Source organism: Oleiharenicola lentus (assembly GCF_051660365.1).
GTDB lineage: Bacteria > Verrucomicrobiota > Verrucomicrobiia > Opitutales > Opitutaceae > Lacunisphaera > Lacunisphaera lenta_A.
Genome location: NZ_JBOZXB010000003.1, coordinates 81,127 through 95,240, shown reverse-complemented (window position 1 = coordinate 95,240; position 14,114 = coordinate 81,127). Strand labels below are relative to the sequence as shown.

The 14,114-nt window shown below is 58.2% G+C and carries 14 protein-coding genes; 9 read left to right on the top strand and 5 right to left on the bottom strand.

Annotation, left to right across the window (positions count from 1 at the left end; translation table 11 throughout):
* The first annotated feature begins 8 nt into the window (after window positions 1-8).
* Both ACRRQW_RS19755 and ACRRQW_RS19750 read left to right on the top strand, forming a co-directional pair.
* Entirely contained in the window at window positions 9-488 is a 480-nt protein-coding gene (locus tag ACRRQW_RS19755) for a hypothetical protein (RefSeq protein WP_438483352.1), read from the top strand.
* Between the two features lie 31 nt (window positions 489-519).
* On the top strand, window positions 520-840 hold the full coding sequence (locus ACRRQW_RS19750) for a hypothetical protein (RefSeq protein ID WP_438483351.1): 321 nt from the start codon (window positions 520-522) through the stop codon (window positions 838-840).
* On the opposite strand, the gene ACRRQW_RS19745 is transcribed toward ACRRQW_RS19750, so the two are convergent.
* The gene (locus ACRRQW_RS19745; RefSeq protein ID WP_438483350.1) at window positions 837-2,891 is read right to left on the bottom strand and encodes an ATP-binding protein; all 2,055 of its coding nucleotides are present in this window, start codon (window positions 2,889-2,891) and stop codon (window positions 837-839) included. The genes ACRRQW_RS19750 and ACRRQW_RS19745 overlap by 4 nt on opposite strands.
* 184 nt (window positions 2,892-3,075) lie before the next feature.
* Here ACRRQW_RS19745 and ACRRQW_RS19740 point away from each other — a divergent pair, with 184 nt between their 5' ends.
* Together ACRRQW_RS19740 and ACRRQW_RS19735 are read left to right on the top strand one after the other, a co-directional pair.
* Window positions 3,076-4,266 carry an MGDG synthase family glycosyltransferase gene (locus ACRRQW_RS19740; protein WP_438483349.1) on the top strand — a complete coding sequence of 397 codons (1,191 nt, stop codon included), beginning with the start codon at window positions 3,076-3,078 and terminating at the stop codon, window positions 4,264-4,266.
* On the top strand, window positions 4,263-5,723 hold the full coding sequence (locus tag ACRRQW_RS19735; protein WP_438483348.1) for a glycoside hydrolase family 1 protein: 1,461 nt from the start codon (window positions 4,263-4,265) through the stop codon (window positions 5,721-5,723). The genes ACRRQW_RS19740 and ACRRQW_RS19735 overlap by 4 nt, the downstream gene beginning before the upstream one ends.
* Here the strand turns inward: ACRRQW_RS19735 and ACRRQW_RS19730 are convergent.
* Window positions 5,720-6,025, bottom strand: coding sequence for a hypothetical protein (locus ACRRQW_RS19730; protein WP_438483347.1), 306 nt, complete (start codon window positions 6,023-6,025; stop codon window positions 5,720-5,722). The genes ACRRQW_RS19735 and ACRRQW_RS19730 overlap by 4 nt on opposite strands.
* A 224-nt stretch (window positions 6,026-6,249) precedes the next feature.
* Entirely contained in the window at window positions 6,250-8,373 is a 2,124-nt protein-coding gene (locus ACRRQW_RS19725) for a beta strand repeat-containing protein (protein ID WP_438483346.1), read from the bottom strand.
* Here ACRRQW_RS19725 and ACRRQW_RS19720 point away from each other — a divergent pair.
* The 3 genes from ACRRQW_RS19720 (at window position 8,352) to ACRRQW_RS19710 (ending at window position 10,862) form a co-directional block, all read left to right on the top strand.
* Entirely contained in the window at window positions 8,352-8,756 is a 405-nt protein-coding gene (locus ACRRQW_RS19720) for a hypothetical protein (protein ID WP_438483345.1), read from the top strand. The genes ACRRQW_RS19725 and ACRRQW_RS19720 overlap by 22 nt on opposite strands.
* Window positions 8,757-9,235: 479 nt before the next feature.
* Window positions 9,236-10,336: a hypothetical protein gene (locus ACRRQW_RS19715; RefSeq protein ID WP_438483344.1), complete on the top strand. Its 1,101-nt coding sequence runs from the start codon at window positions 9,236-9,238 to the stop codon at window positions 10,334-10,336.
* Between the two features lie 73 nt (window positions 10,337-10,409).
* The gene (locus ACRRQW_RS19710) at window positions 10,410-10,862 is read left to right on the top strand and encodes a hypothetical protein (RefSeq protein ID WP_438483343.1); all 453 of its coding nucleotides are present in this window, start codon (window positions 10,410-10,412) and stop codon (window positions 10,860-10,862) included.
* 51 nt (window positions 10,863-10,913) lie between these two features.
* Here ACRRQW_RS19710 and ACRRQW_RS19705 read toward each other — a convergent pair whose 3' ends face one another.
* Window positions 10,914-11,561, bottom strand: coding sequence for a hypothetical protein (locus tag ACRRQW_RS19705; protein ID WP_438483342.1), 648 nt, complete (start codon window positions 11,559-11,561; stop codon window positions 10,914-10,916).
* A 31-nt stretch (window positions 11,562-11,592) separates the two neighbouring features.
* Entirely contained in the window at window positions 11,593-12,285 is a 693-nt protein-coding gene (locus ACRRQW_RS19700) for a phosphatase PAP2 family protein (protein WP_438483341.1), read from the bottom strand.
* 96 nt (window positions 12,286-12,381) lie between these two features.
* Between ACRRQW_RS19700 and ACRRQW_RS19695 the strand changes: the two genes are divergently transcribed.
* Complete coding sequence (locus tag ACRRQW_RS19695; protein WP_438483340.1) at window positions 12,382-13,275, top strand: diacylglycerol/lipid kinase family protein; 894 nt, start codon at window positions 12,382-12,384, stop codon at window positions 13,273-13,275.
* Entirely contained in the window at window positions 13,272-14,084 is an 813-nt protein-coding gene (locus ACRRQW_RS19690; protein WP_438483339.1) for a metallophosphoesterase family protein, read from the top strand. The genes ACRRQW_RS19695 and ACRRQW_RS19690 overlap by 4 nt, the downstream gene beginning before the upstream one ends.
* Window positions 14,085-14,114: the final 30 nt, after the last annotated feature.

Genomic DNA, 14,114 nt, shown 5'->3' with positions numbered 1-14,114 from the left:
TATTTCCCATGCCCGAACTCACCCAGAGATTCGAATTGGAACGCCTGTTGCGAGAAGTAGTGCCTTTTGCATCCAGGATGCTCGCGGAGTTCCCCCAGTTCTGTCCGTTTGGCGGCTATCTTACGGCGACTGGCGAGGTCGTTTTGAGTGGAGCGGATCATGCGGCGCGCGATCCGCTTAAGCCGCAGGCACTGCACGCGCTGTTAAAAAAAACGTTTCGTCGCCGCGCGCGAGTCGAGCTGTGGCGCGGAATTGCTATTCTGAGCGTCGTCAATGTGGTGTCCGCTGCGAGCGGCCGCAAAGGCCCGGCCATCCAAGTTTCGCTCGAGCATCGGGACGGATATGCGGTTACGCTGTGGTTGCTTCACCCGAAAAGAGGTAAGGTGGTGCGCTGCACGCCCATTAAGGAACGAATCGGAACGCCGGATATTTTTAAGAACACGACGCGACGCGGTCGCGCTCCGTTCCGGCTGGCTGCCCGCGTGTAGCTTTTGCATTTAACACCTGACCTCTCTTTCGATGAAAACATTCCGACAGCTTTATTGTGAGCGTGAGAAAATCGATCCCGCTCAATTTGACGAAACGGTGTTTCGCCGGAGTCTCTATCCGCAGGCCTGGCTGGCGCGGGGATTACTCCGATTGTGGAACAGCGATTATTTTTTGCCGGATTATGATTTTGTGAACGGCGTCGGCGGGCTCGCGTTCCACAGCGATTTCCGAACGGAGCTTTCGGAGTATTATTACCATCCGCGCAATCGCGGTTTCCTGCGTCGGGTGTTGCGGCTGCGCGTGTCAGCTGAGCGCCTGCGCCGGCAGTTCGAGCAGGAAATAACTTCTTAACGCAAATCCGTGCCCGCGCGTTCCAAGTAGGGCCGGCAGATAGCGCGAATGCTATCGATCGTGAAGGGCTTGCGGATGACGGGGCACGAGATGTTTTCAAGACCGAGGTCGAGGTGCATGTCGCCGGCGTGGCCGGTGACAAAGATAAAACGTTGGCCGAGCTCGGGCTGATGTTGCTGGATCCATGCCCTGAGTTCGAAGCCATTTCGTCGCGGCATGCGAACATCCGAGAGCACGAGATCATAACGCGATGCCCCGATTGCCGTGATGGCTTCGTCGCCATCAGCGGCGATATCCACTTGGCAGCCGAAACAGACGCGAAGCGCTTCCTGCATAAACTGGCGCACAAACTCTTCGTCATCGACCACGAGGACTTTGATGCGTTGCGGATTCTCCACCGACAGCGTGCGATTCCCGGCGGAAATGCTCGGTGAGGCCAGCGGAAATACTTCGGTGGTCGAGGCGAGCGGCAGTTGCAGCACAAAGGTCGCGCCTTCGCCGGGCACGCTCGTCACGCTGATTTCGCCGCCGTGTTGCCGGGCAATGCTCGCGGAAATGCTCAAGCCCAGTCCCGTGCCCTTCGGCCCTTTGGTCGTGAAAAATGGATCGAAGATCCGGCGTAAATTTTCCGGACTGATTCCCACTCCCGTGTCACGCACCTGCAAAAACGCACTGCCATCGCGCGGCTCCAGCGAGAGATGCACCGAGCGATTCGGCGCTTTCTCCATCGCATGGAGTGCGTTCAGGATGAGGTTGATCAGGATTTGTTTTAACTGGGTGAAGTCACCCTCGGCGCGCACCTCCTTGTCGGGTGCCGCCCAGTCCAACACACAGCGCGCTTCACGCAGTTGGTAACGCAGCATGGTCGCCGCTTCGTCGACGACATTACGCACGTCAAAAATTTCGCGTTTGGCGGAGCTCGGTTTGGACAAATTAAGCAGTTGCCGGATGATCGCGGCGGCTTCTTCCGCGCTGGACTGGATGCACTGGGTGTGCCGGCGAAGTTCGGGTGGCACCAAGTGCTGCAACAAGTCCGCGAAGCCGAGCACGGGTGTCAGCTTGTTGTTCAGTTCATGGGCGACACCGGCCGCCAGTGTATCCAGCAGGTTTTGTTTTTCGCGTTGGGCGAGTTGCTTTTCCAGCTGACGCTCCTGCGTCACGTCTTCGAGGAATGCGCAAATTTGCCCGGTCTCGGTCACCCAGCTCAGATGCAGTTCGAATTTGCGCGGTCCGATCGGCAGCTCGAAAGCGAACTCCGCCACGATGGGCTCACCGTTGGGCGCTTGGCGCTCAAGTTTGTTTAACGTGCTGGCGAACGCCGGTTGATCAGTCGCGGCGAGCCAATGGCGCAGATTGCTCGTCGCCGCTTCGTTCTCAGAAAAGTGCAGGAGTTGCTCGAGGCGGCGGTTGTGGGCGAGCAAGTCGCCGCGCACATTCAGGATGGCGACGCCGAGGGCATTATTTTCGAAAAGCACTTTGTAGCGGCCTTCCGATTGCCGGAGCTGGTGGTTGATCTGGAAGAGATCGAGATTTTGCTGCCGCAACTCCGCGTCCTGCCGCGCGGCCCGGGACAATTGCGCGCCGAACAACTGCGACTGCAAACGAGCCAGTCCCGGCACCGGCACGAGACCGATCAAGCCGCCGTTTTTATCCACGAGCACCACGTCTTCGAAAAACTCCGCGCCAGTCCGGGATAAGGCCGTGTCCAACACGTCGCGCAACGGAGTGTTCGGATAAAATATCAGCGGACGCGGCGCGCGCGCGGTCATGATCGGACTGCTGCCGTAGAGAGAAAACCCGTAACGCGAGCCAAGCATGAAACCGACGTTGGCGCGGGAACAGAGCCCGGTGACGCGATCCGATTCGATGATGGCAAAAAAATCCTCGCGGGAGTGTTTGAACTTCAACTGCACGTCCGAGAGGGCCATGTCCGCAGGCACGCTTTCTGCGTGGGCGACGAGTGAAGCGAGTTCAGGGGATTCGGTCAGCAGCTGGTTTTGTTCGGCGGCATCTTCGGTGGTGCCGGGGGGCGATGGCGGGGCGGGGAGCATCGGGCGCGATTTTTAATTTTCACAGCGCTTCCGCAAGGGACGTGGGTGACGTTTCGGTGAATTGGCGGGAAGCAATACCTGGCGCAACCGACTTGGTCTGCGGCAAATGTTACAATCGAGTGCCACGGGGTTACGCGCCGTCCTCAAGCTGGCATCGGGCTCGTGAACCGCCTATTGCGTGCGCATGGAAAAACAGCGGGTGTTGATCATTTCCACGAGTGCCGGCACCGGCCACGTGCGCGCGGCGCAAGCGTTGGAAAAAGAATTTTCCCGCGATCCGCGCGTCGCCGAGGTCGTCCACGAAGATGCCCTGAAATTCACGAACAAACTATTTCGTGAATTCTACTCTTCGCTTTACCTCAAACTTGTGCGTTCGGCTCCGAGCGTGCTGGGCTGGTTTTATCGGGCGAGCGACGAGCCGTGGAAAGGTGAGGCGGTGCGGACGCAACTCGACCGGCTGAACACGCGGAGTCTGGTGAAATTCATTCGTGAGTTTCAACCGCACCTGATCGTTTGCACGCACTTCATGCCGGCAGGGATCATTTCGCACCTGCTGGAAAAAGGAGAAATTCAGACGCGGCATGCGATCACCGTCACGGATTTCGATTGTCATGCGATGTGGCTGACCCACTGCTTTCACCGTTACTTCGTGGCGCTGGAAGAAACCAAAGCCCACCTCGAAGCGCTCGGGCTCCCGCCTGAGCGCGTGACGGTGTCGGGCATTCCCATTGATCCGGTCTTTGCTGAAAAATTCGACCGTGCGGCGATCCGCAAAAGTTTCGGACTGGATCCGAAGCGCACGACCTTGCTCCTTTCCGCCGGCGCGCTCGGGGTCGGCCCCACTGAACTGCTGGTCGAGCGACTCAACGAGTTGCAGCACCCGTTTCAATGTTGGGTCGTGTGCGGAAAAAATCCGGAAATTCGGGAGCGTGTCGAAGCGGCGGCGCGTGATTTTCCGAAACGATTTTGCGTGCTTGGCTACACTGACCGCATGCACGAACTGATGCACGCGAGCGATCTCTACATCGGCAAGCCCGGCGGCCTGACGACTTCGGAAGCGATGGCGTGCGGATTGCCGCTCGCGGTGTTCGCGCCAATTCCCGGGCAGGAAGAACGCAACAGCGATCACTTGCTGGAAAATGGTGCGGCCATCCGTTGCAACGAACTCACGACGCTGGCGTTTAAACTGGATCAACTCTTCGCCTCGCCGGGGCGGTTGATCGCGATGCGAAAAGCCGCGAAAGTCTTGGGGCGGCCGCACGCGGCGCGTAAGGTCGTCGCGACATTGTTGGAAGATCGTCTGCCCACAGTCGCTCTGGAATCTGAACAACGGGAAGCGATGACCCAAGCCGCCGCCCGTGCCGCCGGCCGATGAAGAATTTTCTGTGGGGCGTCGCAATTTCGGCTTATCAAGCGGAAGGTGGCTACAATCGTCCCGGTGAACCCGAGACCAACTGGGCGGAAGCGGAGCGTGCGGGCGAGGTCGCGCCGGTTGGAAATGCGGCGGATTTCTGGACCCGTTTTCCGGAAGACTTCGCGCGCTGTCGGGAACTGGGGCTCACTGCGTTTCGCCTGAGCGTGGAATGGAGTCGCGTGCAGCCGGTGGGACCAAACGTGTTCGACCGGGCCGCGCTCGAACATTACGCGCGCATCCTGAAATCCTGTCGCGCGCACAGCTTGGAGCCGGTGGTGACGTTGCATCATTTCGTCCATCCCGCCTGGCTGGGCCCCGATCCGTGGCTGGAAGAAAGCACGCCGGAACTGTTCGTCTCGTTTGCCCGCACGACGATCATGTTCCTCAACGCCGCGCTCGCGGAGCCGCTTCGTTGGCTGATTACCATCAACGAGCCAAACATGCTCGTGCTCAACTCCTACCTCGCGCGGCAGTTTCCCGCCGGCCCGCACCGCGGTGCCCGGGTGATGATGCAGGCTTACAACCAGCTTTTGCGGGCGCATGTGCTAGCTTATAACGCCGTGCACGATGTTTACGCGGAGAATGGCTGGGCGCCTCCGCAGGTAACCTTCAACAACTACTGCAGCGACGTTTACTGGTCAGACAAAGTGTTGCTCGATCTGGTTTGCGCGCGGGAGCGGGGGATCGCGCGAGATCAGATCGAGGATCATGTCGCAGCGCGAGCTCGCGAATTCGACCGGCTGTTCCGCGAGGCGCGGCTGCCCTTGCACCGCGATATCGCTTTTTATTTCGGCACAGCGGCGAAACGGTTGGGCAACTGGTTTGGGTATAAGTTATTTTCGGCGGAAATCTTTTCCTCGTTTCTCGACACGCTCTACGCGTCGCCGCGCGCTCGGTTGATGGATTACATCGCGATCGACTATTACGATCCATTCGCCGCGCACGCCTTTCGTCTGCCGGTGTGGTGGGATCACGAATTTAAGAACAAATCGTTTCGCTCGTGGATGCTCGCCACGGTAACCAGCAAATGGTGGGACTGGCGCGTGCTCCCGAGGGGGCTGGATTTTTTTTGCCGGCATTACGCGAGCGATTACCAGCGGCCGGTGTTGATCGCTGAGAACGGCATGGCGCTGCGCCGCCGGGCGGATGGCCGTCGGCCGCGCCGGGACAAAATCACGCGCAGCGAATTTCTCCGGCTGCATGTGCGCGAAGTCAGCAAGCTGGTCCGCGACGGGGTCCCCGTGATTGGTTACCTGCACTGGTCGCTGTTCGACAATTATGAGTGGGGCACGTTCACGCCGCGATTCGGACTGTATGCGATCGATTTCTCGCGCGGCACGGAGCGCGCACTCACCGATCCCGATGGCGACCGGCCGGCGGAAACCTATGCGGCGCTCATTCGTGAGGTGCGCGACTAGGAAATATTTTCCGGGAAGGGAGGCGACGTGGGCGAAAACGCCATCGGTTTTTGGTCGACGCGATTTTTCACGCGCAGCCAGTGTTCTTCCATCCACGTGTTTTCGAGCAGCCCTTTTTTCTCAATCTCGGTTAAGAGTTGAAAGAGCTCAGCGCGATCTGCGGGACGGAATTTTACTGTTTCCTTTTTCAACCTTTGCCAGACCGCGCTGAATGGCGAGTTGTCCAGTCGGCCGTCATCATCGGCGGCGTCGAGCAGGGAATAGAGTAATTTTGCTTCGTGCGAAGTGAGGATCGGAATCACGGGAGAAGAAACCCGAGCGTGGCGGCTTCAGTCAGTTTCGCAACCGAAGCGATGTTACATTCCTGTTTAGGAAAATGAAAAGGCCGCCACACCCCTGTGGCGGCCCTTTAGGCAAACCTACACCAAAGCTACACGTGAGCAGAGACGTCGACCGGCGCGAAGTGTTCAAACACGCCGAGGGCGTCACAATTTTGTCACATGATGAAAGGCACGGAAGGAAAGTTTCAGGCCTTGCGGCACCGACGGCGCACGAGTGCGAGGCCGAGCACGGCGGCACCTGCGATGGCCGCGACGGTGCTGGGCTCGGGAATCGCCGTCGCGCTGGCGGTGAACTCGAGTTGCGAGCCATTGAACGAAAACACGCCGGTGAAACCGCTCGCGAGATTCGTGTAGTTGAACTGGCTCGCGCTGGTGAAAGTCGTGCTGCTATCCCAATCGACCAGGATGAACGTGGCCGCAGCACCCGTGCCGAGGAAGTCGAAAGTAAAATCGCTGCCCGTGCCTTGCAGGAAATTTCCGCCGATGATCAATTGATCGGATGCACCGGCGAGACCGAGTTCGAATTGCCACGCATTGCCCGAAGAGCCGTTCCACGTCGCGTCACCGTTCACGGTCAGTTCACCGATGCTGTTGCCCGGGACGACGAGGCCGGAAAGTTCGACGCTGCCGCCGATGATGCCCGAACCTGCGAGGATCGCGTTGCTTGCGAGCACGAGACTGCCGCTGCCTGTGGCGGAGCCTGAGGAATTATTTACGCGGAGCATGCCGGCGGAAACCGTAGTGCCGCCCGTGTAGTCGTTGGCCGCGGTGAGTTGCAACGTGCCCGCGCCGGTTTTGGTGAGGCTTGTGCCGCTTACTGTGCCAGTGAGCGAAGCGCTGCCGGACGCGACGGTGATGGTTTGAAAATTTTGCGTCGCATAGTTGTGCGTCACGCCGTTGCCGAGGCTGAGGGTGTTCGCGCCCGAGCCGCCGTCGATTGCACCGGTGATCGTGCCGGACTGGTAATTCAAAGTGTCGTTGCCACCTTCAAGGCTGACCGCGACGGCGGAAGTGTCGTGTTGGATCGTGCCGTTATTGGTCACGATGTCGTCGCCATCGCCGGTTTGCAGGACGGCGCCAGCGCCGGTGCCGCGCAGCGTGCCGCCGGAGCTATTGGTGACGGTGTCGGCAAAGTTGCCGATCAGTTTCACGGCGAAGCCCGCTTTTCCTTGGATGAGGCCGCTGTTGGTGACGGTTGTGACGGCGAGAGCGTTGCCGCCGTTGCTGTCATCGATCAAGATGCCGTTGCCGCCGCGCAGCGAGTCGCCGTTGGGCGCGTCGCTCGAGAGCGAACTGCCGATGATCTGGCCGGTGGCGGTGTTGGTGATGCTGCCACCGCCTGCGGCGACGCCTTCCGCGTTGTTGGTGCCACCTTTGGCGCCCAAGCCGAGCACATCGCCGGAATTGGTGAGCGTGAGAATTCCGTCGACGTCGATGCCGTCGCCGTCGCCTTCGAGGGAAGCGGCGAGCAAGCCGCCTTTGATCGTCGCGCCGGCGGCGTTGGTGACCGTAGCGGTGACAGAAGTGCTGACACCGTCAATGTTGAGGCCGGAGCCGTTCAACGCCGTGATCGTGCCAGCGTTGTTGTTGAGTGTGAACGTGGACGGGCCGGCGTTGGCTCCGTCGGTCGCGATGCCGTGACGACCGGAGATCGTGCCGGTGTTCGTCACGCTGATGCCCGTGAATGTGCGCAGGTCGATGCCATCGCTGCCGGACGGGGCAGTGGTGCCCGAGGGAGTGGCTTGAATGGTGCCGGCATTGTTGACGACGCCGTTGGTGCCCGGACGGACCGCATCGTCGCCCACTGCGGAAATTACGCCGCCTAACAAATTGTTCAGCGTGTTGCTGCCCGTGGTGATCGCGGCCCAGTCGATGGCTTGGCCACCGTTGGTGACTTGGATCGAGCCACTGTTGGTCAGGGTGACGCTCGAAGCAGGCGTGTTGACGCGAAACGCATCGGAACTGACGGTGCTAATGAGGCCGGTGTTGGTGACGGTGAGATTGGCAGTTCCCGAGTTGCTATCAATGGCGCGGCCGGTGCCGGTTTGGCGAATCGTCCCGTTGTTGACCAGAGTGGAAGTGCCGCTCATTCCGAGCGCCACGGTCGAACCTGCAGTGCTGATGATGCCACCGACTGCGACCGTGCCCGTGCCACCGGTCAAAGTTTGCGCGCCCACGGTGCCCGTGACAGGATTGGGGCCGGGATTAAATTGAGCAAAGGCCGATTGCGTGGCGAAAGCCAGCGACAGGGCAAAAACGCGACTCAACGGAGCGCGGAGAACGAATAATGAAAAAGCGGATTGGTGCATGCGCCCTAGAAAAAATGGGACAGGTGCGCCTGCCTCGATTGCTATTTCGATTGCTGGGTGACAGCCGGGTTACGCCAAGGAAAAATTCTGGTGACGGGACTTTCTGGGCTCTGCGGGTGGCCTCGAAAAAAATTCGCGCAACTGAAAACCAATTCAGACACGTGCCGAAAGGCGGCGCGAATCGACGTAAACCGAGATGTCGTCAACGTGCGTTCGTGGTGCGAAGAATGAAGTTTGCCGCAGTTGAATCGAGATTTGTAGTGCCCTCGAAAATTGCGGCCTATTCTGAAGCAAAGAGTTCAAAACTCTCTCGCCTTTGCCGCGCAAAGCATCGAGGCGGAAAATCTTTAACTCGCGACAGGGAGTTCGTGCAGCACAACTGACAGCACAAAACGTGGTCTTTTCCCGTCTTTTGATGACATTCGCAGTCCTTCGCTGTCCGTTCTGACTGCCCTGAAAAATCTCAGAACTGGTTTTGGTGAGGGTATTTGTCACCTCTAGTCGACCATTGTCACTTCCAGTCAATGGTCGGGACGGAGAGATTCGAACTACTTTGCCAACAATTGGAGGAATTTCGAAAACAACTATTTAAGGTGGGGCGCACTACCTTTGCAGCACAACTATCAGCACACGCTGAAAAACCGCGCTTTCGGGGCATCCCATCGCATATTCGGAGGCAGCTTCCACCGGTGGTAAATGGCGTCCGACATTTCGAGGAGCAAAAAAGAACGCGGAATGCTTGAGTAAATTCAGCGGACTATATTTCGCAAGGTTACCTCCCGCCGCTGTGTAATAAAATTCGCTTTGGGTTACTGATCTTCGGCGTTGAATATTTGAGTAGGTAAGGTGCGATACATCTTCCATGTCTGGACCTCTCGCCTTCAAGCAGGGGAGTGCCGCCAAGTCCGTCTCGCCATGCCCGTGTAGCCGGCGCTATAGGGATGCGGTGGACACTTTTACCGGCTCCTATGCCAAAACCCCGTTCTGGATCGGTGAAGAGCCAGATTTCGATGGTCCTGGAGGGCGGGATAAAATAAACCCGGTGACTAGCACCGTCGTGTACCACTCGGCGCACGGAGGGACCTTCGTGCGTATGTACCGGGACGGGTGCATCGAGGTTCGCGTGCCTGAGTTGGAGCAGATCCTTACTGCCGCAAACAAGTCTTTCGATGACTCAGCCAGAGCATCGGCGGGTTACGCCAAGCATCTGAACGTTCTTTTCCTGTGCTTGGAGATTGTGTGCTTAAAAGTTCAGAACGCCGCCGTTCTCAGTCATAGTGAACTAACGATTCCCGATCTGTTTCGCGCCAATTATCGCCCCGGCAGCACCGATGCATCGGGTAACATCTGCTTCGATTCCCATGTCGGTGCCTACCAGCAAGGCCGAATGCAAGGCCACTATAAGCAAGAACTGCCGCCTTCGTTCGACATGCGAATCTTCCTGCGGCGCAATCGGGTCGTGGACCCGCGCTGCTGTGAAGCGGCGTTTTTGTGCTACTGCGCGATTCGCAAGGATCCGGCTCTCTTCCAAGATGTATCCTCACTCTCCAAAGCTGTCGGCGAATACAAAGGGGGCAATTTCTCCACCAGCACGGTTCTCTGCTGGTTCATCCTCGAACGCTGTCTCAACGAACGCTTTGCCGCCTACTTGGAAACGAAGATGGAAACGCTGGACCAAAAGCCCCGCATTACTTCGGAGCGGCGTAAATTTCTCACTGGCTCGGCATTCTCCGCCGCCGTCGTCAGCAATGTCCTAGAACTCGCCGATCTGCTCACGCACGAACAGTTCCTACGCATCAATGAAATCCGCAAGATGCGGAACGATATCGCCCACAGCCTCAAGGACGACGTGGTGACGGTAGATCGATGCAGGAAAAACATCGAATTCACTGCGGATTTCCTCCTTGGCGGAGTAATCGAAGGGCCACGTCTCAATTTGGGATTGATGACAATGGGGAGCTGAGAACCATAGGACACAGGCGCGATTCGTAGGAGCTATTCCGGCGACTCGTGGTATGTTTGCTGTCCATTGAGAAATGAAGTCACTGCTTGTTACCGCATTCATCTCGGTCGCATTATTACTGCCTTTCGCATCGGCAAAGGAGGCAGATTGGAAAATTGCGCGGGCCGACGTCGTCCTGATTTCTGATCACCGAGTTTCGGATTGGCGCGCGACTCCGCTCAAGATCGTGGATTCGAAAATAGTTTTAGAAATCGTCGGACTTTTGAAGCAAACTGAGGGGAGTTGGAAAAAAGGTTGGGCTACTGCACCAACCGGCGAGGTGAGTTTTGCTTTTTATCGGGGCGAGGAATACCTCGGTATCGTGGGTGTCGGAGATAAGTTTCTTATGCGCGGCCGAAAGGGCGGTTGGGAAAGTATTCCGATTAGCTCGGAAATGAGGGAGCGCTTGCGAGCTTTCGCTGAGAACAAACCCAAACAGTCTACCGATACAAAATCAGAGATTCGCCCTGCCGACCCCCAGCGTTAGCGAACGCAAGTTCCGGTATATGTTCGATGGGATATTTGAGGTGCCCGCCTTCTAAATTTTTGTGTCAGCCGCCTCTTTGAACCAATTGTGTAGTTCAGCGTATTCACGGGAAAATGGCTCAATCCGGTTTGCCCAAGGAGCGAGCTGTTCGGTCTGCTCTCTGTCTTCGATGTTTCCGGAGCGTCGATTTTTAAGGATCTTTTCTATCTCCGCGTGGCAGTCCGCAATTTCTGTTTTGAGGTATTCCAACCGGTATTTTTTCGCGTCAAACTGAAGCACCTTCAGCGTGGCGGCCGTTTGCTCCGCCATTTTCGCCAGCTGCGCTGCATGCTGCTCGTTTCGGCGTTTAGCATCCGCGTCGCGCTCGGCCGACTCTTTCGCTCGTTGACGCTCATTTTTCTGATCGCGCAATCGCTCCAAGGTAAATGCCAGGATTAATATCATGATCGTGGCCGCCTGGAAAAATGAGTTCAGGCCCCCGAAACTGTCGCCGAATTGTCCGAGCCGGGCCAGCAGCGCAGCATCGTCTGCGCTGTCCTTACCCGATTCCACCAGCGGTCGATACAACTTCCACCAATCCAACGCGGCCCCGAAAATCCTGAGCAGCAATGCGCCTATCGCTACCCCGCACGCGAACACCAACGCCGTTCTCCCGCTGAATCTTTCGCCGTTGTTTAGTGCCTTTACCCACGAAGTCATGGGCTCACTGCATTAGCCTGCGCCGCTTATTCTACAACGGCAAAGGTCTGGGGCGTGAAGCCTGCCACAGGACCATGAGCCACAGGAGAGCCCACGCGGCGCCGATACTCCATCCGGCCAGAACATCGCTGGGGTAGTGGACGCCAAGGAACACCCGACTGAGCCCAACTACGCCAATTAGCCCGAGAGCCACGCTCAAGATCGCAACTTTGTCACGACGTCGTGCCGCATGCCGCGAAAGCAGCGCGGCCAGCGTTAGATAGATCACAGAAGAGGCTTGGGAATGGCCGCTGGGGAAACTTGCCGAGCTTACCTCGGCTAAGTGAGGAACAATCGCAGGCCGTTCGCGGGCATACTCGGATTTCAATGCATGATTCAACGCGTAGCTGCCTGCTACGGTAACCACGACTAACGCCACGTAGATCCATTCCTTCCGACGACCGAGGTAGCCGATCATCAAGACCGCCAGTGCGACGACAGCGAATGCGCTGCCCAGATGAGTCACCAATCCGGCGAACTGGCCTAACCAGTGTGGACCGACGGTCTGGGTCAAATCCGTCGGTTCACGGAAACTCAGCAAAATCTTTTCGTCGAAGGCGCGCGTTGCGTCTGCGCCAACAGAATTCGCGATCGCGATGAAAAGCCATGCGCTCGCGCACACCGCCAGCACGGTGCTCAACAGCACGAACCCGCTCCAACCGGAGATTCTTTTGCGATCTGTCATAGCCTGAGATTCAGACACGCATCACGGAAATTAGACCCACCCAGATGGGAATTTCTCCGGGCAACCAACTTTGATGAGTGGGGTCGGGATGCACCGATGCAATGGATGGTAATTCTGAATGCTCAAGCAGGACCCGCGGCTAAGGGAGATCCGGCCGTGGAGGTGCGCACGCTCCTCCACGCTGCCGGAATTTCTGGGGAGGTTCGCATGGTTGAGCCCGATGAGATCGAACGCGCTTTGAGTGCCGGCGTCACGGCTCGGCCTGATGCAATCATTATCGGAGGAGGGGATGGGACCGTGCGCAGTGCGGCCGCCGCCTTGGCGGATTCCGGCATTTCTCTCGGAGTGCTCCCGATGGGCACGCTCAATCATTTCGCGAAGGATCTCGAAATCCCGTTCACATTGCCCGAGGCGGTGGACGCGCTCGTCAGCGGCACCGTGCAATCGGTCGACGCCGCCGAAGTAAACGGTCACCTCTTTATCAATAACTGTTCGCTCGGCACCTATGCGGAAGCCGTCAAACGCCGCGAGGCCCTGCGCCGCGAACAGGGTCACGGCAAATGGCGGGCGATGTTTAAAGCATCTTGGCAGGCATTTCGTCGCTTCAAACGGATGCGGATGCGCGTGAGCATTCCGGGGGTTGCCGTGCGCGATCTGCACACTCCGCTGATCGTCGTGGGTAACAACGCCTATTCCGGGCATGTGCTCCACGGCAGTCTGCGGGCCCGTCTCGACGAAGGAAAACTCTGGCTCTACATCGCGCATGTGCACCGTCACCTCGCCGCGTTGCGCATGGCCTGGCAATCGTTGACGCGCCGACTGGACGCCGCCGACGCTTTGGCTGCGGAACCAGTCACTGAATTCACGATCGAAAGCGACACACCTATTCACCTCGCCGCCGACGGAGAAATTCTCGAACTGCCGAGCCCGTGGCGTTTCCGCATCCGTCCGGGTGCACTACGCGTAATCGTGCCTAAGACCACGACTTGAAAACGATCGCACATATCTCCGATCTGCATTTCGGCACCGAACTGCCCGTGCTCGCGGCAGCCTTGCGCGATGAATTGCAGAGCAATCCGCCCTCGCTGCTCGTGGTGAGTGGAGACCTCACCCAGCGCGCTCGTCGCCGTCAGTTCTCGGCCGCGCGCCAATACCTCGACGAACTGCCGCAGCCCCAACTGGTAGTGCCCGGCAATCACGACGTTCCGCTCTACGATGTCGTCCGCCGATTTCTGTTTCCGCTCACGCGGTATCGGAAATTGGTCACCGACGAACTCGATCCCATTTTCGAAGATGGCGACTTGTTCGTGGCCGGCCTTAACAGCGCGCGTTCCTTGACCTGGAAAAGTGGCCGACTTTCGCTCGAACAAATCGAAGCCTTGCGCGCCCGACTGCTCGCGACCCGAGCCGCCTTCAAAATTGTGGTGACGCATCATCCGTTTATTCCCCCTCCAAAAGGATCAAGCGAAGCGCGCATCGATCTTGTCGGGCGCGCGGCTCAGGCGCTGGCGGTTTTGGATGCGGGCAAGGTGGATCTGCTTCTCGCGGGGCACCTGCATCACGGTTATTCTGGCGACACCCGACCCTATTATCCTGGAAATCGAGCGATCGTCTCAGCGCAAGCGGGCACTGTGTTTTCGCGACGCGTTCGCCCCTCCGACCCCAACGGTTACAATCGCATTACTTTAAACGGTAATTCGATTCGCATTGAAGTGCGCACGTGGCAAGAACGTCGGTTTGAATCCCTCCGCACGACGCACTACCAGCGGGTCGAAGATGGATGGCATATCGTCGAATAGCCGCGAGGACGTGGACTAGTTCGCCCCTTG